This is a genomic window from Thioalkalivibrio sp. XN8, from assembly GCF_011058255.1.
In the GTDB taxonomy this organism is placed as follows: domain Bacteria; phylum Pseudomonadota; class Gammaproteobacteria; order Steroidobacterales; family XN24; genus XN24.
The window spans coordinates 327,484-346,452 of record NZ_JAALFH010000067.1 but is presented as its reverse complement, the minus strand read 5'-3'; the positions used below and the strand labels follow the sequence as shown (position 1 = coordinate 346,452).

The 18,969-nt window shown below is 67.5% G+C and carries 17 protein-coding genes and 1 tRNA gene; all 18 read right to left on the bottom strand.

Going from position 1 to position 18,969, the window contains the following annotated elements; all coding sequences use genetic code 11:
* The 18 genes from infB to G6N75_RS13715 all read right to left on the bottom strand — a co-directional run bounded on the left by infB (position 1) and on the right by G6N75_RS13715 (position 18,914).
* Positions 1-2,535, bottom strand: coding sequence for a translation initiation factor IF-2 (gene infB / locus G6N75_RS13800; protein ID WP_165348940.1), 2,535 nt, complete (start codon positions 2,533-2,535; stop codon positions 1-3).
* 19 nt (positions 2,536-2,554) lie between these two features.
* Positions 2,555-4,063, bottom strand: coding sequence for a transcription termination factor NusA (gene nusA / locus G6N75_RS13795; protein ID WP_165348939.1), 1,509 nt, complete (start codon positions 4,061-4,063; stop codon positions 2,555-2,557).
* A 22-nt stretch (positions 4,064-4,085) separates the two neighbouring features.
* Positions 4,086-4,535 carry a ribosome maturation factor RimP gene (rimP, locus tag G6N75_RS13790; protein WP_165348938.1) on the bottom strand — a complete coding sequence of 150 codons (450 nt, stop codon included), beginning with the start codon at positions 4,533-4,535 and terminating at the stop codon, positions 4,086-4,088.
* Between the two features lie 130 nt (positions 4,536-4,665).
* Positions 4,666-4,742, bottom strand: a tRNA-Met gene (locus G6N75_RS13785).
* A 63-nt stretch (positions 4,743-4,805) separates the two neighbouring features.
* Entirely contained in the window at positions 4,806-6,236 is a 1,431-nt protein-coding gene (nuoN, locus tag G6N75_RS13780; protein ID WP_165348937.1) for an NADH-quinone oxidoreductase subunit NuoN, read from the bottom strand.
* Positions 6,233-7,747: an NADH-quinone oxidoreductase subunit M gene (locus G6N75_RS13775; RefSeq protein WP_165348936.1), complete on the bottom strand. Its 1,515-nt coding sequence runs from the start codon at positions 7,745-7,747 to the stop codon at positions 6,233-6,235. The genes nuoN and G6N75_RS13775 overlap by 4 nt, the downstream gene beginning before the upstream one ends.
* 4 nt (positions 7,748-7,751) lie before the next feature.
* A complete protein-coding gene (nuoL, locus tag G6N75_RS13770) occupies positions 7,752-9,716 on the bottom strand; it encodes an NADH-quinone oxidoreductase subunit L (RefSeq protein WP_165348935.1) in 1,965 nt (654 codons plus the stop codon).
* Positions 9,717-9,719: 3 nt separating this feature from the next.
* The gene (gene nuoK, locus G6N75_RS13765; protein ID WP_165348934.1) at positions 9,720-10,025 is read right to left on the bottom strand and encodes an NADH-quinone oxidoreductase subunit NuoK; all 306 of its coding nucleotides are present in this window, start codon (positions 10,023-10,025) and stop codon (positions 9,720-9,722) included.
* On the bottom strand, positions 10,022-10,624 hold the full coding sequence (locus tag G6N75_RS13760; protein WP_165348933.1) for an NADH-quinone oxidoreductase subunit J: 603 nt from the start codon (positions 10,622-10,624) through the stop codon (positions 10,022-10,024). The genes nuoK and G6N75_RS13760 overlap by 4 nt, the downstream gene beginning before the upstream one ends.
* A 10-nt stretch (positions 10,625-10,634) precedes the next feature.
* Positions 10,635-11,123, bottom strand: a complete 489-nt coding sequence (gene nuoI / locus G6N75_RS13755) for an NADH-quinone oxidoreductase subunit NuoI (RefSeq protein WP_165348932.1) — start codon at positions 11,121-11,123, stop codon at positions 10,635-10,637.
* A complete protein-coding gene (nuoH, locus tag G6N75_RS13750) occupies positions 11,123-12,169 on the bottom strand; it encodes an NADH-quinone oxidoreductase subunit NuoH (protein WP_165348931.1) in 1,047 nt (348 codons plus the stop codon). The genes nuoI and nuoH overlap by 1 nt, the downstream gene beginning before the upstream one ends.
* Positions 12,166-14,337 carry an NADH-quinone oxidoreductase subunit NuoG gene (nuoG, locus tag G6N75_RS13745; RefSeq protein WP_165348930.1) on the bottom strand — a complete coding sequence of 724 codons (2,172 nt, stop codon included), beginning with the start codon at positions 14,335-14,337 and terminating at the stop codon, positions 12,166-12,168. The genes nuoH and nuoG overlap by 4 nt, the downstream gene beginning before the upstream one ends.
* Positions 14,337-15,644, bottom strand: a complete 1,308-nt coding sequence (gene nuoF, locus G6N75_RS13740; RefSeq protein ID WP_165348929.1) for an NADH-quinone oxidoreductase subunit NuoF — start codon at positions 15,642-15,644, stop codon at positions 14,337-14,339. Before nuoF ends, nuoG begins: the two co-directional genes overlap by 1 nt.
* Positions 15,644-16,135: an NAD(P)H-dependent oxidoreductase subunit E gene (locus G6N75_RS13735; RefSeq protein ID WP_165348928.1), complete on the bottom strand. Its 492-nt coding sequence runs from the start codon at positions 16,133-16,135 to the stop codon at positions 15,644-15,646. Before G6N75_RS13735 ends, nuoF begins: the two co-directional genes overlap by 1 nt.
* Positions 16,132-17,385 carry an NADH-quinone oxidoreductase subunit D gene (locus tag G6N75_RS13730; RefSeq protein ID WP_165348927.1) on the bottom strand — a complete coding sequence of 418 codons (1,254 nt, stop codon included), beginning with the start codon at positions 17,383-17,385 and terminating at the stop codon, positions 16,132-16,134. Before G6N75_RS13730 ends, G6N75_RS13735 begins: the two co-directional genes overlap by 4 nt.
* Positions 17,386-17,389: 4 nt before the next feature.
* The gene (locus G6N75_RS13725) at positions 17,390-18,070 is read right to left on the bottom strand and encodes an NADH-quinone oxidoreductase subunit C (protein WP_165348926.1); all 681 of its coding nucleotides are present in this window, start codon (positions 18,068-18,070) and stop codon (positions 17,390-17,392) included.
* Positions 18,067-18,537 carry an NADH-quinone oxidoreductase subunit B gene (locus G6N75_RS13720; protein WP_240901162.1) on the bottom strand — a complete coding sequence of 157 codons (471 nt, stop codon included), beginning with the start codon at positions 18,535-18,537 and terminating at the stop codon, positions 18,067-18,069. The genes G6N75_RS13725 and G6N75_RS13720 overlap by 4 nt, the downstream gene beginning before the upstream one ends.
* Before the next feature lie 20 nt (positions 18,538-18,557).
* On the bottom strand, positions 18,558-18,914 hold the full coding sequence (locus G6N75_RS13715; RefSeq protein WP_165348924.1) for an NADH-quinone oxidoreductase subunit A: 357 nt from the start codon (positions 18,912-18,914) through the stop codon (positions 18,558-18,560).
* Positions 18,915-18,969: the final 55 nt, after the last annotated feature.

The window sequence follows — 18,969 nt, the reverse complement described above, 5'->3', positions numbered from 1 at the left end:
TCAGATGCTCCGGGCGATCTCGACCCGCTCGAAGCACTCGATCTGGTCGCCGACGCGGACGTCGTTGTAGTTTTTCACGCCGATACCGCATTCGGTGCCGGACTTGACCTCGTTGACGTCGTCCTTGAAGCGGCGCAGCGATTCGAGCTGGCCTTCGAAAATCACGACGTTGTCGCGCAGGACGCGGATCGGGTTGTTCCGCCGCACGGCGCCCTCTGTCACCAGGCAACCGGCCACCTGGCCGAACTTCGGCGAGCTGAACACCTCGCGCACCTCGGCCACGCCGACGATCTGCTCGCGAATCTCCGGCGACAGCAGGCCCGTGATCGCCTGTTTCACGTCGTCGATGGCCTCGTAAATGATGCTGTAGTAGCGGACGTCGACGCCGGTCTCCTTGATGGCGTTTCGCGCCGCGCCATCGGCCCGCGTATTGAAGCCGATGATGATGGCGTTCGAGGCCGCTGCCAGGTTGACGTCGGACTCGGTGATGCCACCGACGTTGCTGCCGATGACGTTGACCTTCACCTCGTCGCTGGAAAGACGGGTCATGGCGTCGCGGAGCGCCTCGGCGCTGCCCTGGACGTCGGCCTTGATCAGCAGCTGGACGCTGTTGGTCTCGCCCTCTTCCATCTGGGTGAACACGTCTTCGAGCTTCGCCGCCTGCTGCTTCGCCAGCTTGACGTCGCGGAACTTGCCCTGGCGATGCAGCGCGACCTCGCGCGCCTTGCGCTCGTCCGGCAGGACGACGACGTCGTCGCCGGCCATCGGAGTGCCCGACAGGCCCAGGACCTGCACCGGGGTGGAAGGCCCGGCCTCCTTCAGCGGCTTGCCGAGCTCGTTGAACATCGCACGCACGCGGCCGTATTCGCGGCCCGCGAGCACTGCGTCGCCCGGATTGAGGGTGCCCTGCTGGACCAGCACCGTGGCCACGGCGCCACGGCCTTTCTCGAGGCTCGACTCGATCACCACGCCCTTGGCCGGGCCGGTGGGGACTGCCTTGAGCTCCAGCACTTCGGCCTGCAGGGCGACCGACTCGAGCAGGGCCTCGACGCCCTCGCCGGTATGGGCGGAAACGTTGACGAACTGGGTGTCACCGCCCCAGTCCTCGGGGATGACGTCCTGCTGCGCCAGTTCGCTCTTGACGCGCTCGGGATCCGCGCCGTGCTTGTCGATCTTGTTGACCGCGACCACGATCGGCACGCCAGCCGCGCGCGCATGCTGGATGGCTTCTACGGTCTGCGGCATCACGCCGTCGTCCGCGGCCACGACCAGGATGACCACGTCCGTGGCCTGGGCGCCGCGCGCCCGCATGGCGGTGAAGGCTGCGTGGCCCGGAGTGTCGAGGAAGGTGATGCGGCCCTTGGCGGACTCGACCACGTAGGCGCCGATGTGCTGCGTGATGCCGCCCGCCTCGCCGGCGGCCACGCGGCTGCGGCGGATGTAATCGAGCAGGGACGTCTTGCCGTGATCGACGTGGCCCATGATGGTGACCACGGGCCAGCGGGGCTCGACGTCGCCGGCGCTCCTGGAGGCCGCTTCAACCACTTCCTCGATCTGGTTCTCTTTCAGGACTTTCGGCGTGTGCCCCATTTCCTCGACCACGATCAACGCCGTGTCCTGGTCGATGACCTGGTTGATCGTGACCATGGCGCCCATGCCCATCATGGTCTTGATCACCTCGGTCGCCTTGACGGCCATTTTCTGCGCCAGCTCCGAGACGGTAATGGTTTCGGGGATCGCGACCTCGCGCTTGACCGGCGCGGTCGGGCGCTCGAAGCCCTGGCGCTCGATCTGCGTGGCGCCGGCGCGACGGCCGGTGGTGGCGCGCTTGCGGCGGCGCCCGGACTTGTCGCCCGCGACATGCAGTTCCTTGCGGCCATAACGGGTGGCGCTTTCGTCGGCCTGGGTGCCCCGCCGCGGGCCGGCGCGCTCGGCTTCGCGCCGCTTGCGGTCCTCTTCGGCGCTGCGCTTGCGCGCCTCGGCGGCAGCCTGGGCCTCCGCCTCGGCGGCTGCCCGGGCCTCGGCCTCGGCGGTCCGCCGCGCCTCTTCCTCGGCCTCGCGCTTGGCCTGTTCCTCGGCCACGAGGCGCTGCTGCTCTTCTTCGCGCTGGCGCCGCTCCTCCTCCGAGGAACGCAGGGCCTCTTCCTCGGCCTTGCGCTTGGCCTCTTCCTCTGCCTGGCGCTGGCGATCGAGCTCTTCCTGCTGCTGGCGCGCCTGCTCCTCGAGCACGTCGCGCTTGATGTAAGTGCGCTTCTTCCGCACCTCGACGTTCACCGTGCGGGCGCGACCCTGGCCCACCGGCTGGCGAAGCTCGCTCTGGGTCTTGCGCTTGAGAGTGATCTTCCGCGGCGTGGCTGCCGGCGCCTCGCGGCCATGGCTTTCCCGCAGGTAAGTCAGCAGCTCGAGCTTGGCCTCGTCGCTGATCTTGTCCTCTGCGCCCTCCACCGGAATGCCGGCTTCCTCCAGCTGCGTGAGCAGCCGGTCGACGGGCACTTTCAGGACTTCAGCGAATTGGGCAACAGTGACGTCGGCCATATATTTTCGAACCTCGTGTTCAACCGTTCTCTTCGGCGCTCTCGAACCAATGCGCGCGGGCGGCCATGATCAGCTTGCCGGCGCGTTCCGGGTCCAGCCCCTCGATTTCCTCGAGGTCGTCCGTCGCCTGCTCCGCCAGCTCCTCACGGGTGCGGATGCCGCGGGCGGCCAGGGCGTAGGCGATGCCCTTTTCCATGCCCTCGAGCTCCAGCAGGTCGTCGGCCGGCTCGGACTGGTCGAGCTTCTCTTCCTTGACGATCGCCTGGGTGATCAGCACGTCGCGCGCCCGGTTGCGCAGCTCTTCGACGATGTCCTCGTCGAACTCCTCGATGGCAACGAGCTCCGCGGCCGGCACATAGGCGACCTCCTCGATGCTGGAGAAACCCTCCTGCACCAGGATCACCGCGACTTCCTCGTCCACGTCCAGCTGGGTCTTGAAATTGTCGATCAGGCTGCGGGACTCCGATTCGCTCTTTTCCTCGGCCTCGGCCGCGGTCATCACGTTCAGCTCCCAGCCACTGAGCTCGCTGGCGAGCCGCACGTTTTGCCCGCCGCGCCCGATGGCCTGGGAGAGCTTCTCCTCCTCGACGGCTACGTCCATGCTGTGCGCCTCCTCGTCCACGACGATGGAGACCACCTCGGCCGGCGACATGGCGTTGATCACGAACTGGGCCGGGTTGTCGTCCCAGGGGATGATGTCCACTCGCTCGCCGGCCAGCTCGTTGGATACCGCCTGCACCCGGGAGCCCCGCATGCCGACGCAGGCGCCGATCGGGTCGATCCGCTGGTCGAGGCTCTTCACCGCGATCTTGGCGCGATGGCCGGGGTCGCGGGCCGCGCCCAGGATCTTGATCAGGCCCTGGCCCACTTCCGGCACTTCGAGCTTGAACAGCTCGACGATGAACTGCGGCGCGGTCCGGGACAGGAAGATCTGTGGACCGCGCGGTTCGGAGCGAACGTCGCGCAGGTAACCCTTGATCCGGTCCTGGGTCCGCACGGCTTCGCGCGGGATCATTTCCTCCCGCGCGATGAAGCCCTCGGCATTGCCGCCCAGGTCCACGAACACGCCGTTGCGGTCCACGCGCTTGACGATGCCGCCGATCAGCGTGCCGACGCGCTCCCGGAACTCCTCCACCACCTGGGCCCGCTCGGCCTCGCGCACCTTCTGCACCACGACCTGCTTCGCCGTCTGGGCGAGGATACGGCCCGAGGGCGTCACGTCGAGCGGCTCTTCCACGTAGCCGCCGATTTCGGCTGCCTGATCCATCTCGAGCGCGTCTTCCAGGCGAAGCTCCTTGCTCGGAGTCTCCAGCTCGGTGGAATCGTCGGCGAAGACCTTCCAGCGCCGGAAGGTCTGCACCGCGCCCGACTTTCGGTCCATCGACACCCGTGTGTCGATGTCCTCGCCGCCGACTTGCTTGCGCGCCGCCGTCGCCAATGCCATCTCCAGGGCCTCGAAAATGATCTCTTTGTCGAGTTCCTTTTCGGCCGACACCTGTTCGATAACCTGCAGGATTTCCTTGTTCATTTCTGTTGACCCGATTCCCGCGTCAGAACTCCGGCACCAGCCGGGCGGATTCAATATCGGACAGCGCCAGGTCGACCCGCTCGCCATCCACCTCTAATGCCAGCACACCATCCTCGATCCCGGCGATCCGGCCCTTGTAGCGCCGCCGCCCCGGTCGCCCCGGCGCCAGCACCACTTTTGCCACGTGGCCCAGCTGCCGCCGGAAATGCGTCTCGGTCCGCAGCGGGCGGTCCAGCCCCGGCGACGACACCTCGAGCACGTAATGCCCGGGGATCGGGTCCTCCACGTCCAGCACGCCGCTGATCCGATGGCTGACTCGCTCGCAGTCGTCGACGGTGATGCCGCCCTCACGGTCGATATAAATTCTCAGCGTGCCCGAGCCGCCGGTCCCCGGAGCGTCCAGCTCCACCAGCTCGTAGCCCAGCGCCGCCACCTCGGGCGCCAGCAACTCAAGCAACTTATCTTTCAGCATCAATGTCTTACAAACAAAAAATGGGCCCTGCGGCCCACCTGTACGCCCCGCCTTCGGGGCCGGTTCCGGGCCCTTTACCGGGGCCCGGATAAAGAAAAAGCCCCAAGGGGGCCTTTTCCGCCGAAAAGCTTGGTAGCGGGGGCAGGATTCGAACCTGCGACCTTCGGGTTATGAGCCCGACGAGCTGCCAGACTGCTCCACCCCGCATCCGCAGACCCGGTATTCTAGGGAAGGCTTTGCGGCAGTGCAAGGGGACCGGGTGAAGCCGGCCTAGCGCACCACCGCGGTGATCGCGAGCAGCGCCTGCGGGAAGATGCCGAGCGCGAGCACCAGCAGCCCATTCACGCTCAGCACCAGGCGCAGGTCGCTGCCCGCGACCAGCGGCGCGTGCTCCACCGGCTCGTCGAAATACATCAGCTTGACGACGCGCAGGTAATAGAAAGCCCCGATCACCGAGAACACCACGCCGGCGATCGCCAGCCAGGTCCGGCCGACCTCGATCACCGCCGCCAGCACCGAGAACTTCGCGTAGAAGCCGAGCAGCGGCGGGACCCCCGCCATGCTGAACATGACGATCAACATGATGGCGGCGAACCAGGGACTGCGCGCATTGAGGCCCCGGAAGTCTTCCAGCGCCTCCGCCTCGAAGCCGGCCCGGCTGAGCAGGATGATCATGCCGAAAGCTGCCGCCGCCATGATGACGTAGGCGAGCGTGTAGTACACAGCGGCCTGGTAACCGGACGTCGTGCCCGCGAGCACGCCGAGCAGGATGAAGCCGACATGGGAGATCGTCGAGTAAGCCAGCATGCGCTTGATGTTGGTCTGGGCAATGGCGACCACGTTGCCCACGGCCATCGACAGCACGGCCAGTACCGCCAGCATGTCGGCCCAGCTGGCATGCATCGGCCCAAGGCCGTCCACCAGCACCCGGAAAATCATTGCCAGCGAGGCGATCTTGGCCGCGGTGCCGATGAACAGCGTCACCGGCGTGATCGCGCCCTGGTAGACATCGGGCAGCCACATGTGGAACGGCACCGCGCCGAACTTGAAGGCCACCCCGACCAGGATGAAGGACAGCGCCACCAGCAGGTGGACGTCGAGCCCGTCCAGCGCCGTCGCGCGGCGGGAGATCTCGCCCAGGTCCAGCGAGCCGGTGACCCCGTAGAGGATGGAGGTGCCGTAGAGGAAGCAGCCCGTGGCGATGGCGCCGAGGATGAAATACTTCATCGCCGCTTCGGCCGCCAGCGGGCTCTCCCGGTTGAAGGCCACCATCGCGTACAGCGACAGTGACATGATCTCCAGGCCGAGATACAGGCTGAGCATGCTGTGGGCCGAGATCATCACGAAAATGCCGAGCATGGCCAGCAGCCCGAGCACGTAGTACTCCCCCTGGAACAGCGATCGTGCCCGCAGGTAGTCCTTGGCGTAGAGGAAGGTCACGGCCACCACGGCGCAGGTGAAGAGCTTGAGCAATTGCGACAGCGAATCGGCCACGAACGCGCCGCTGAGGGTCACGACCGGCTCGGCCGGGGCGGTGGCGACGAGGACCAGGGCGGTGCCGGCCACCGCCGCAAGCGCCAGGAAATAGCTCCAGACGCGGTACCGGTCCGGCAGGAACACGTCCACCAGCAGCACCGTGCAGGCGGCGAAGGTCAGGAAGATCTCTGCGCTCGCGGGCGCAAACTGGCTCAGGGCATTCATAGCTTCGACTGCACCACGTGGTCGGCGAGGGCCTCGAGGGTCGTCGCCATGACGTCGATCAGCGGCGCGGGCCACACGCCGAGCAGCAGGACCGCCACCGCCAGCACCGCCAGCACCAGGAATTCGCGCCGGTTGACGTCGGCCAGGGCCGCCACCCGCTCGTTGGCCACTTCCCCGTACAGCACGCGCTTGACCATCCACAGCGTGTAGGCCGCGCCGAGCACGAGGGTGGTGCCGGCCAGCAGCGCGTACCAGAAACTCGCCTTGAAGCTGGCGAGGATCACGAGGAACTCACCGACGAAGCCCGAAGTCCCCGGCAGGCCGGCGTTGGCCATGGCGAACAGCACCATGAAGGCGGCGAACACCGGCATGGTATTGGCGACGCCGCCGTAGGCCGCGATGTCGCGGCTGTGCATGCGGTCATAGAGCACGCCCACGCACAGGAACAGCGCCCCTGAAATCAGGCCGTGGGAGATCATCTGCACCATGCCGCCCTGCAGGCCCATCACGATGCCGTCCATTCCGCCGGTGTTGGCGATGATCCGCCAGGCGAGGAAGAACCCGAGCGTGACGAAGCCCATGTGCGCGATCGACGAATAGGCGATGAGCTTCTTCATGTCCTGCTGCACCAGCGCCACGAAGCCGATATAGACGATCGCCACCAGGGACAGGCCGATCAGCAGCCAGTCGAGCGACTGGGACGCATCCGGCGTGATCGGCAGGCTGAAGCGCAGGAAGCCGTAGCCGCCCATCTTCAGCATGATCGCGGCCAGGATCACGGAGCCCCCGGTCGGCGCCTCGACGTGCGCATCCGGCAGCCAGGTGTGCACCGGCCACATCGGCACTTTCACGGCAAAGGCGGCGAGGAAAGCCAGGAAGATCAGGACCTGCGCGTTCATGCCCAGCGGCTGCTGGTGCATGGCCAGGATGTCGTAGCTGCCGCTCTCGATCCGCAGGTAGATCAGGGCGACCAGCATGAAGACCGAGCCGAGGAAGGTGTAGAGGAAAAACTTCAGGGTCGCGTAGACGCGCCGCGCGCCGCCCCAGATGCCGATGATGATGAACATCGGGATCAGCATGGCTTCCCAGAAGACGTAGAACAGCAGCGCGTCCACCGCGGCGAAGACGCCGATCATCACGCCCTCGAGCACCAGGAAGGAGGCCAGGTACTGGGCCGGCCGGGTGCGGATCACTTCCCAGCCCGCGATCACCACCAGCACGGTGATGAAAGTGGTCAGGAGGATCAGCGGCATGGAGATGCCGTCCACGCCGAGGTGATACCAGGCATCGAAGGCCGCGATCCAGGGCGCGCGCTCGGTGAACTGCATGGCCGCGGTGTCGCGGTCGAAGCCGGTCCAGAGCGGCAGGCTGGCCAGGAAGGTGAGCACCGCAATCGCCAGCGCCACCGGCCGGGCCAGCGCTGCCCGCTGGTCGCCGATGGCCAGCACGGCGAGGCCGCCGAGGATCGGCAGCCAGACCAGCACGCTGAGGATGGGGAAGCTGGAGGACATCGCCCTACCCCCGCCCGATGCCGAGCACGAGCCAGGCCAGGATCAGGCCGAGGCCGATGAACATGCCGAAGGCATAGTGGTAGAGGTAGCCGCTCTGCAGGCGCCGCACCACGCCCGACAACCAGCCCACCAGGCGAGCGGAACCATTGACCAGCGCGCCGTCGATGATGGCGCCGTCGCCCGTGCGCCAGAGGAGCCCGCCGAGGCCGCGGGCCAGCGGGGCCAGCAGGTGCTCGTTCACGGCATCGAAATAGTACTTCTGCTCCAGCACCTGCCGCGGTGTCGCCAGGCGCGCGGCGATCCGGCCCGGGAGGTCCGGGCGCTTCAGGTACAGGAACCAGGCCGTCGCCAGGCCCGCCAGCGCCAGCCACAGGGTCGGCGTCACGACGCTGTGGGCCAGCATCGCCGTCGCGGTCCCCGCGGTCCCGGCCAGCGCAGCGAGCGTGTCGTTCTCCGGCAGCACGAAGATGGCGTCGCCGAAGAACCCCCCGAACAGCACCGCCTCCATGGCCAGCCAGCCCAGCACGACAGAGGGCACTGCCAGGGCCACCAGCGGGCCGGTGACCACCAGCGGGGGCTCATGCAGGTGGCTGCGGGTGGGCGCGTCGAATCGTTCCTCGCCGTGGAAGACCAGGAAGAACATGCGGAAGCTGTACAGCGCGGTGACGAACACGCCGGCCAGCACACAGGCGTAGGCGTACCCGGCGCCGGGAAGCTCGGCATGATGGACGGCCTCGATGATGGCGTCCTTGGAGAAGAAGCCGGAGAAGCCGGGAAAGCCGATCAGGGCGAGCGACCCCAGAAGCGCGGTCCAGTAGGTAACCGGCAGGTAGCGCCGGAGCCCGCCCATCTTGCGGATGTCCTGCTCGTGGTGCATGGCGATGATCACGCTGCCGGCGGCGAGGAACAGCAGCGCCTTGAAGAAGGCATGCGTCGCCAGGTGGAAGATGCCGGCGGCGTAGGCCGAGGCGCCCAGCGCCACCGTCATGTAGCCGAGCTGGGAGAGGGTCGAATAGGCCACCACGCGCTTGATGTCGTTCTGCACCAGCCCGAGCAGGCCCATGAAGAACGCCGTGGTCGCCCCGATCACCAGCACCACGGACAGGGCCGTGGTGGAGAGCTCGAACAGCGGCGACATGCGCGCCACCATGAAGATGCCGGCGGTGACCATGGTGGCGGCATGGATCAGGGCCGAAATCGGGGTCGGGCCTTCCATCGAGTCCGGCAACCAGACGTGCAGCGGCACCTGGGCCGACTTGCCCATGGCGCCTATGAACAACAGGATGCAGACCAGCGTCAGCACCGACCAGCTGGACCCGGCGAAGATCGAGACCTGGGTCCCGGCCACTGCCGGCGCGCGCTCGAACACGGTGGCGTAATCCAGGCTGCCGAACCAGAACAGCACGCCGGCAATGCCCAGCAGGAAGCCGAAATCCCCCACGCGGTTGACCAGGAAGGCCTTCATGTTGGCGTGGACCGCGCTGGGCTTCTTGTACCAGAAGCCGATCAGCAGGTAGCTGACCAGGCCGACCGCCTCCCAGCCGAAAAACAGCTGGAGGAAATTGTTGGCCATGACCAGCATCAGCATGGCGAAAGTGAACAGCGAGATATAGCTGAAGAACCGCTGGTAGCCGGGGTCGTCGTGCATGTAACCGATGGTGTAGACGTGCACGCACAGCGAGACGAAGGTCACCACCGTCATCATCAGGGCGGACAGCCGGTCGACCAGGAAGCCGACCTCGAGCCGCACGCCGTCCACCACCGCCCACTCGTAGACTGTGCCGTTGTAGGGCTGGATGCTGCCGGCCAGCAGCCCCCACAGCACCCAGGCCGACAGGACGAAGGAGATCGCGACACCGAGGATGGTCACCGTGTGCGCGCCGGCCCGCCCGACCTGGCGGCCGAACAGCCCGGCGACGATGGCGGCGAGCAGGGGGGCGAGGACGATGGCGAGATAGACGTTCTGCATGCCTCAGCCCTTCATCGAGTCCAGCTCGTCCACCTGGACACTGGGCCTGCTGCGGAACAGCACCACCAGGATGGCGAGCCCGATAGCGGCCTCCGCGGCCGCCACGGTGAGGATGAAGAACACGAAGACCTGCCCCGCGATGTCGTCGAGAAACCGCGACAGGATGATGAAATTGAAATTCACCGCCAGCAGCATCAGTTCCACGCACATCAGGAGCAGGATCAGGTTGCGGCGATTGATGAAGATCCCGGCGATACCGAGGGTGAACAGGATCCCGGAGAGCGTCAGGTAGTGCGACAGGCCGATCATTCGTCGCGCTCCGGCTTCATCCGCACCAGGCGGACCCGCTCCTCCCGCCGCACCGCCAGCTGGGCCGGCACGTCCTGGGCCTTGAGGCCGGGACGCTTGCGCATGGTCAGCACGATCGCCGCCACGATCGCCACCAGCAGCAGCACGGCGGCCAGCTCGAAGGCGTAGACGTACTCGGTGTAGAGCACGGCGCCCAGGGCCTCGGTATTGCTCGCGTCGGGCGGCGCCCGCGGCGGCGCCTCGAGCATGCTGAGCTGCCCGGGCTGGGCCCAGAGCACGACGCCGAGCATCGCCACGACCAGGGCCACGATCACCAGCGCCTGGGGCGCGTACGCGGTGAAGCCGCCCTGCAGGCGATCCGGCGCGACGTCGAGCATCATCACCACGAACAGGAACAGCACCATCACCGCGCCGACGTACACCAGCACCAGCACGATCGCCAGGAACTCGGCCTCCAGCAGCAGCCAGATGAACGCGCTGGTGAAGAACGACAGGACCAGGAACATCGCCGAATGCACCGGATTGCGGGAGGCGATGACCCCGATGGCGGCGCCCAGCAGCACCGCGCCGAAGAAGTAGAAGATGACGGCTTCGATCACCGGTGGCGTCCTAGCGATAGCCCGCGTCGGCAGCCTTGTCCGCGGCGATCATCGCCTCGTACTTGTCGCCGATCGCCAGCAGTTTTTCCTTGGTCATGATGTTCTCGCCCGGCTTCTCCATGTGGTACTCGTGGATCCGGGTCTCGACGATCGAGTCCACCGGGCAGGCCTCCTCGCAGAAGCCGCAATAGATGCACTTGAACAAATCGATGTCATAGCGCGTGGTGCGCCTGAGCCCGTTCTCGCCGACATCGCTCTCGATGGTGATGGCCAGCGCGGGGCACACCGCCTCGCACAGCTTGCAGGCGATGCAGCGCTCCTCGCCGTTCGAATAACGGCGCAGCGCGTGCAGCCCGCGAAAGCGCGGCGACTGCGGCGCCTTCTCTTCGGGGTAATGGACGGTGACCTTGCGCCGGAACAGGTTCCGGAGCGTGACCCGGAGCCCGGCGAGGAGCTCGGTCAAAAACAGCGTCTTGGCAAGGGTGCGAAAAGTCTTCATCAGTCAAACCACGGGCCGACCTGGAACCACACCAGCGCACCAAGGACGAACAGCCAGACGATCGTCAGGGGTATGAACACCTTCCAGCCCAGCCGCATGATCTGGTCGTAGCGGTAGCGCGGGAAGGTGGCGCGGAACCAGAGGAAAAGGAACAGGAACAGGGCCGTCTTGAGGGCGAACCAGAAGAAGCCCGGCGCCGCCAGGAACGTGCCGTCGAGCCCCGGGATGCCCTGCAGCGGGGACAGCCAGCCGCCGAGGAAGAAGGTCGCGGACAGCGCCGCGATCAGGATCATGTTGGCGTACTCCGCCAGGAAGAACACCGCGAAGGCCATGCCGGAATACTCGACGTGGAAGCCCGCGACGATCTCGGACTCGCCCTCGGCCACGTCGAAGGGCGCGCGATTGGTCTCCGCGACGCCCGAGATGAAATAAATCACGAACAGCGGCAGCAGCGGCAGCCAGAACCAGTGCAGGATACTGCCTTCCTGGGCCCGCACGATCTCCCCGAGGTTGAGGCTGCCGCCGGCCATCAGGACGCCGACCAGCGCAAAGCCCATCGCGATCTCGTAGGCGACGATCTGGGCAGCGGAGCGCATCGCGCCGAGCAGGGCGTACTTGGAGTTGGAGGCCCAGCCGGCGAGGATGATGCCGTAGACCCCCATCGAGGTCAGCGCGAGCACGTAGAGCACGCCGGCGTTGATGTCCGCCAGCACGAACTCCGGGCTCACGGGGATCACCGCCCAGGTCGCGAACGCCGGCACGATCGCCAGGAGCGGCGCGATGACGAACAGGAACCGGCTCGATTTCGCCGGGATCACGATCTCTTTCAACAGCAGCTTGAGCACGTCGGCAAAAGGCTGCAGCAGGCCCTTCGGCCCGACGCGGTTCGGGCCGATCCGGTTCTGGATCCAGCCGATGACCTTGCGCTCCGCCAGGGTGAGATAGGCCACGCTCAGGATCAGCGGCACCACGAGCAACAGCACCTGCGACGTGACGACCAGCGTCCGCTGCAGTTCCGCCGGCAGGCCGTACCAGAGGTCCGTCATGGCCAGCGTCTCCCCCCGGCAGCGCCGATCCTGGTCTCCTGCAACGGGCGCGAGCGCCGCAGCAGCGGGTCGGTGGCGTAGGGATTCGGCTCCCGCCAGGCGCCCGCCTGCTCCAGTCGCACCGCGCGCAGCCCCAGCTCGGGCGTGCCCGCGGTGGCGGCCTCGAGACGCGCGCGCAGGTCGTCACGCGCGTCCTCGGACGACATGTAGTCGAAACCTTCGACCCCGAGCTGGGTGCCAAGCACCCGCAACACCTTCCACGCGGGCCGGGCCTCGCCCACCGGCCGCGCGGCGCCGGTGAAGCTCTGCCAGCGGCCCTCGCAATTGACGAAAGTGCCCGAGGTCTCGTAGGCGGTCCCGACCGGCAGCAGCGCGTCGGCATAACGGCGCATGGCCGGAGTCGCAAACGGCGTCAGGCAGGCGACGAACTCGGTCTCCGCCAGCGCCGGCAGTGCGTCCTCGCCGGCGGCCGCGTCGAGCTCCGGTTCGCAGCCCAGGAGCAGGACGGCTTCCAGGCCGCCGCCCAGCAGCGCGCCCGCATCCCGGCCGGGCTGTGCCGCCGGCACGCCGCCCACGTCCCGGTGCGGCAGCGCTCCTGCCAGGCAGGCGCCGGCGCTGTTGGCGCCCTCCGAGAGATAGCCCAGGGTCGCGCCGGTGACGCCGCAGAGCGCGGCCGCCAGTACCTGCAGCTCAGCGTAAGCAGGATGCCGCTGGGCCTGCAGGCCGAGCCAGACCGTCCGGCGCCCTTCGCCGTGCAGCGCCGCGGCCAGCCGTTGCGCCCCCTCGCCGGGCTCGAGCCCGCGCAGCTGCCCGGCCAGGTCCGCCGGCAAGGCGCTGAAGTCGTCGCCGCAGGCCGCGGCAAGCACTTCCGCCAGCGCCCGCGCCTGGGACCCCGCGGGGGCGACGATCTCGGCGCTGACCGGGAAGCGCCATTCCAGCGCCTCGGCGTTGAGAAAGCCTACCTGCGCCCCGGCGAGCGCGGCCTTGCGCAGCCGGTGCGCCAGGATCGGCGCCTCCTGCCGCAGGGCCGAGCCGATGACCAGGACGGCGGCGAGCGCATCGACCTCGGCCAGCGGCAGCCCTAGACCCGGGACGACCGGGTCGTGCGCCTGGCCGGAGAAATCACGGCGCTGCAGCCGGTGGTCGACATTCGAGCTGCCCAGGCCGCGCGCCAGGCGCGCGAGCAGGAAGTGCTCCTCGAGCGTGCTGCCGGGCGCCGCCAGGAAGCCCAGCTGCTCCGGCCGGCGACCCTTGAAGCTTTCGGTGACGCGCAGCAGGGCGTCCTCCCAGCTGGCCTCCTCCCATTCCCCGGCCGCGTTCCGCAACTGGGGGCGCTCCAGGCGATCCTCGGCATACAGGCCGTGGCAGCCGAAGCGATCCCGGTCGGCGGCCCAGGTCTCGTTGATGTCCTCGCACTCGCGCGGCACGTTGCGCATCACCTTGCCGCGCAGGGTGTGGGTGAACAGCTGCGCGCCGACGCAATCGTGCGGCGACACTGTCTCGTGCTGGGTCATTTCCCAGGCCCGCGCACGATAGCGATAGGGCTTGTTGTTCAGCGCGCCGACGGGACAGACGTCGATGATGTTGCCGGACAGCTCGTGATCGACGCTGTGCTCGATGTAGGTGCCGATGACCGTATCCTCGCCCCGGCCCATGGTGCCGAGCTCCTGGATGCCGGCGATTTCCTGGCCGAAGCGGACGCAGCGAGTGCAGTGGATGCAGCGCGTCATGTCGGTGGAGACCAGCGGGCCCAGGTTCTTGTCCTTGACGATCCGCTTACGCTCGGTGAAGCGCGACACGTCCGAGCCGAAGCCCATCGCCAGGTCCTGCAGCTCGCACTCCCCGCCCTGGTCGCAGATCGGGCAGTCCAGCGGGTGGTTGATCAGCAGGAACTCCATGGTGGCCTTCTGGGCCGCGATGGCGCGCGGGGAACGGGTGAAGACCTTCATGCCCTCCATCACCGGCGTGGCGCAGGCCGGCAGCGGCTTGGGCGCCTTCTCCACCTCGACCAGGCACATCCGGCAGTTGGCGGCGATGCTCAGCTTCGGGTGGTAGCAGAAACGCGGCACGTAGACCGACCGGGCGTCCGTCACTTCGATGATCATCTGGCCGCGCCGTGCCTGCACCGGCACGCCGTCGACCTCGATATTGATGATGTCGTCGCTCATCAGGCGGCCTGCGTCCCGGCGGCGCCCTCGAGGATGCTGCGGCCCCGGTGCTGGATCATGTACTCGAACTCCGGCCGGAAATGCCGGATGAAGCTCTGCACCGGCCACGCCGCGGCGTCGCCGAAGGCGCAGATGGTGTGACCCTCGATGCGGCGCGAGACGCCGTCGAGCAGGTCGAGGTCCTCGCTGCGCCCCTGGCCGGCCAGGATGCGCTGCACCACCCGGTGCATCCAGCCGGTGCCCTCGCGGCAGGGCGTGCACTGGCCACAGGATTCCATGTGGTAGAAGCGGCAGATGCGCTCGAGCGTCCGCACCATGCAGGTGGTCTCGTCCATCACCATGACGGCGCCCGAGCCCAGCATGGAGCCGGCCTTCTTGATGGAATCGAAGTCCATGCTGGCGCCCATGATCAGCTCGGCCGGCAGCACCGGCGCAGAAGACCCGCCCGGGATCACCGCCTTGAGCTTGCGGCCGCGCCAGACGCCGCCGGCCAGTTCGAGCAGCTCGGCGAAGGGAATCCCCAGCCCCACCTCGAAATTCCCCGGCCGCTCGACGTGGCCGGAAACGGAGAAGATCGCCGTGCCGCCCGACCCTTCCACGCCCAGCTCCGAGAACCAGGCGGCCCCCTGGCGCATGATGGCCGGCACCGAGGCGAAGGTCTGGGTGTTGTTGATGGTCGTGGGCTTGCCGTACAGGCCCTTGTTGGCCGGGAACGGCGGCTTGAAGCGCGGCTTGCCCTGCTTGCCCTCCAGCGACTCCAGCAGCGCAGTTTCCTCGCCGCAGATGTAGGCGCCCGCGCCGACGAAGGCATACAGGTCGAAGTCCACGCCCGAGCCGAGGATGTCCTTGCCGAGCAGCCCCGCCTCGTACGCCTCCCGTACGGCCGCCTCGAAACGCGGCACCGGCTCGGCGAGGAACTCGCCCCGGATGTAGTTGTAGCCGACGGTCGCGCCCATGGCGTAGCCGGCGATGGCCATGCCCTCCACCACCGCGTGCGGGTTGTAGCGCAGGATGTCGCGGTCGCTGCAGGTGCCGGGCTCGCTCTCGTCCGAGTTGCAGACCACGTATTTCTGCAGGTCCGGGTCCTTGGGCATGAAACTCCACTTCAACCCGGTCGGGAACCCTGCGCCGCCGCGGCCGCGCAGGCCGGAAGCCTTGATCTCCTCGATGATCATCGCCGGCGCCGGACGCTCGGCGAGAATCTGGCGCCATGCCTGGTAGCCGCCGAGCGCCTCATAGACCGGCAGCGTCCACGAGCCCTCCCGGGCCAGCGGCGCAAAACAGACCTGGTTGAGCGGCCGCTCCATCAGTCGAGTCCCTCCAGGATTTCGTCGATCTTCCGGGGCGTCAGGTTCTCGTGGTAGACATGGTCCACCATCATCATGGGCGCTCCGCAGCAGGCCGCCAGGCACTCTTCTTCCCGCTTCAGGAAAACCCGCCCGTCCGGCGTGCTCTCGCCCACCTTGATGCCCAGCCGGCTCTCCACATGGCGCAGCAGCTCGTCGGCGCCGCGCAGCATGCAGGAGACATTGGTGCAGACGGACACGTGGTGCCGCCCGCAGGGCTCGGTCTCGAACATCGAGTAGAAAGTTGCCACCTCGTAGACCTGCACCGGGGGCAGCTCGAGATAGGCGGCGATCCCGTCCATCAGCTCCGGTGTCAGGTAGCCGTCGTTCTCATGCTGGGCCGCCCGCAACGCGGCCAGCACCGCGGAACGCTGCCGCCCCTCCGGGAAGCGCGCCACCCAGCGATCGATCTCCTCGCGCACGTGCGCGGACAGCACGCCGGCCTCGCTCACCGGTCCACCTCCCCGAATACCACGTCGATCGTGCCGATCATCGCCACTACGTCGGCCAGCATGTGGCCGCGCACCATCTCGTCCAGCGCCGCCATGTGCACGAAGCCCGGCGCGCGCAGCTTCACCCGGTAGGGCTTGTTGGCGCCGTCCGACACGAGATAGCAGCCGAACTCGCCCTTCGGCGCCTCGACGGCCGCGTAGACCTCGCCCGCGGGCACGCAATAGCCCTCGGTATAGAGCTTGAAATGGTGGATCAGCGATTCCATGTCGCCCTTCATCTCCACCCGCCTTGGCGGCACGACCTTGTGGTTGTCGACCGAGATCGGGCCGGGGTTCTCGCGCAGCCACTGCACGCACTGGCGCACGATGCGATTGGACTGGCGGAGCTCCTCGATGCGGACCAGGTAACGGTCGTAGCAGTCCCCGTTCACGCCCACCGGGATGTCGAAATCGAGCTGGTCGTAGACCTCGTAGGGCTGCTTCTTGCGCAGGTCCCATTCGACGCCGGAACCGCGCAGCATCGGCCCGGTGAAGCCGAGGGCGACCGCCCGCTCGGGCGCTACCACGCCGATGTTGACAGTGCGCTGCTTCCAGATGCGGTTGTCGGTCAGCAGGGTCTCGTACTCGTCCACGCAGGCCGGGAAGCGCGCCGTGAAGTCCTCGATGAAATCCAGCAGCGAGCCCGAGCGCGCCTCGTTCAGGCGCGCGACTTCCTTCTTGCTCCGGAACTTCGATTCCTGGTAGCGCGGCATTTCCAGCGGCAGGTCGCGATGGACCCCGCCGGGCCGGTAGTAGGTCGCGTGCATGCGGGTGCCCGAGACGGCCTCGTAGCAGTCCATCAGGTCTTCCCGTTCCCGGAAGCAGTACAGGAACATGGTCATCGCGCCGATGTCGAGCCCGTGCGCCCCGAGCCACATCAGGTGGTTCAGGATCCGGGTGATCTCGTCGAACATGACGCGGATGTACTGGGCGCGCGGCGGCGGCGTAATCCCGAGCAGGCGCTCGATGGCCAGCACGTAGGCATGCTCGTTGCACATCATCGAGACGTAGTCCAGTCGGTCCATGTAGCCGATGGACTGGTTGTAGGGCTTGCTCTCGGCCAGCTTCTCGGTGGCCCGGTGCAGCAGGCCGATATGCGGGTCGGCTTTCTGGATGACCTCCCCGTCCATCTCCAGCACCAGCCGCAGGACCCCGTGCGCGGCCGGGTGCTGGGGGCCGAAGTTCAGGGTGAAGTTGCGAATCTCGGCCATGACCTCAGTCCTTCATGGCCGGGTCATAGCGATGATCGTCCCGGATCACGCGCGGCACCAGGGTACGGGGCTCGATCTGCACCGGCTCGTACACCACCCGCTGCTGCTCGGCGTCGTACCGCACCTCTACCTGGCCGGTGAGCGGGAAGTCCTTGCGGAAGGGATGGCCGATGAAGCCGTAGTCGGTCAGGATCCGGCGCAGGTCCGGATGGCCGTCGAACAGGATGCCGAACAGGTCGAAGGCCTCGCGCTCGAACCAGTCCGCCGCGGGCCAGACCTCGGTGAGCGTCGGCAGGCGCGGCGGGTCGCCCGGCGGCGCGTAGCAGCGCAGCCGCAGCCGGTGGTTGCGGGTTAGCGACAGCAGCTGGCAGACGGCGGCAAAGCGCCGGGGCGTATCCGGGGAGACCGGCGGCGACCCGCGCCGGACACCGCGGCTGAAGCCGGAGGCCGTCGCCTGGAGCGTCTTCCACTCCTCCATGCCGTAGGTCAGGTAATCGACGCCCGCCAGGTCCACCAGCATGCCGAACTCGAGCCCCGGCGCGTCGCGCAGCATGGTGGCGATTTCCACCAGGCGCCCGGCCGGCACGGTGATGCCGAGCTCGATGCCGGGCCCGAGCTCGAGCTCGAACTCCTCACCGAGCTGCTCCCGCAGCCGCGCCGCCAGTGTCTCGGTCTTCCTGCTCATCGCGCGATGGTGTTGGTCCGCCTGATCTTCTTTTGCAGCTGCAGGATGCCGTACAGCAACGCCTCGGCCGTCGGCGGGCAGCCCGGCACGTAAACGTCCACCGGCACGATGCGGTCGCAGCCGCGCACCACCGCATAGGAATAGTGGTAGTAGCCGCCGCCGTTGGCGCAACTGCCCATCGAAATCACCCAGCGCGGCTCCGACATCTGGTCGTAGACCTTGCGCAGCGCGGGCGCCATCTTGTTGACCAGCGTGCCGGCCACGATCATCACGTCGGACTGGCGCGGGCTGGGCCGGAAGATGATGCCGAAACGGTCCAGGTCATAGCGCGCTGCGCCGGCGTGCATCATCTCCACGGCACAGCAGGCCAGCCCGAAGGTCATCGGCCACATGGAGCCGGTGCGGGCCCAGTTCACCACCGCATCGACCGTGGTCGTGACGATGCCGGGCTTCTGGCTCTTGCCCAGGGCGGCGGGCACGGGGTCGTTCAATCCCATTCCAGCGCCCCCCGTTTCCACTCGTAGATGAAGCCGACGACGAGGATCAGCAGGAATACCGCCATGGCCAGGAGGCCGAAGCCCCCGACCTGGTCGAGCGAGACCGCCCACGGGAAGAGAAAGGCGATTTCGAGGTCGAAGATGATGAACAGGATGGCGACGAGGTAATAGCGGACGTCGAACTTCATGCGCGAGTCCTCGAAGGCTTCGAAACCGCACTCGTAGGGCGAGTTCTTGGCCTCGTCCGGCCGCCGCGGACCAAGGACGAACCCGGCCGCGAGCAAAGTCGCGCCGAGGACCGAAGCGATGACCAGGAAAACAAGGATGGGGAGGTAGTTCTCGAGCATTCCGGTTCCTGTTCGACGCCGCGCCGCCGGGCTCGCGGCCACTGGGAGCGGACTA

Bases quoted from the DNA above. Each gene is read 5' to 3' on its own strand.
- nuoN (WP_165348937.1), bottom strand. From the start codon at position 6,236: ATGAATGCCCTGAGCCAGTTTGCGCCCGCGAGCGCAGAGATCTTCCTG.
- nuoL (WP_165348935.1), bottom strand. From the start codon at position 9,716: ATGCAGAACGTCTATCTCGCCATCGTCCTCGCCCCCCTGCTCGCCGCC.
- infB (WP_165348940.1), bottom strand. From the start codon at position 2,535: ATGGCCGACGTCACTGTTGCCCAATTCGCTGAAGTCCTGAAAGTGCCC.
- nuoH (WP_165348931.1), bottom strand. From the start codon at position 12,169: ATGACGGACCTCTGGTACGGCCTGCCGGCGGAACTGCAGCGGACGCTG.
- rimP (WP_165348938.1), bottom strand. From the start codon at position 4,535: ATGCTGAAAGATAAGTTGCTTGAGTTGCTGGCGCCCGAGGTGGCGGCG.
- G6N75_RS13715 (WP_165348924.1), bottom strand. From the start codon at position 18,914: ATGCTCGAGAACTACCTCCCCATCCTTGTTTTCCTGGTCATCGCTTCG.
- nuoF (WP_165348929.1), bottom strand. From the start codon at position 15,644: ATGGAGCGGCCGCTCAACCAGGTCTGTTTTGCGCCGCTGGCCCGGGAG.
- nuoG (WP_165348930.1), bottom strand. From the start codon at position 14,337: ATGAGCGACGACATCATCAATATCGAGGTCGACGGCGTGCCGGTGCAG.
- nuoI (WP_165348932.1), bottom strand. From the start codon at position 11,123: ATGAAGACTTTTCGCACCCTTGCCAAGACGCTGTTTTTGACCGAGCTC.
- G6N75_RS13730 (WP_165348927.1), bottom strand. From the start codon at position 17,385: ATGGCCGAGATTCGCAACTTCACCCTGAACTTCGGCCCCCAGCACCCG.
- nusA (WP_165348939.1), bottom strand. From the start codon at position 4,063: ATGAACAAGGAAATCCTGCAGGTTATCGAACAGGTGTCGGCCGAAAAG.
- nuoK (WP_165348934.1), bottom strand. From the start codon at position 10,025: ATGATCGGCCTGTCGCACTACCTGACGCTCTCCGGGATCCTGTTCACC.
- G6N75_RS13725 (WP_165348926.1), bottom strand. From the start codon at position 18,070: ATGAGCAGGAAGACCGAGACACTGGCGGCGCGGCTGCGGGAGCAGCTC.
- G6N75_RS13775 (WP_165348936.1), bottom strand. From the start codon at position 7,747: ATGTCCTCCAGCTTCCCCATCCTCAGCGTGCTGGTCTGGCTGCCGATC.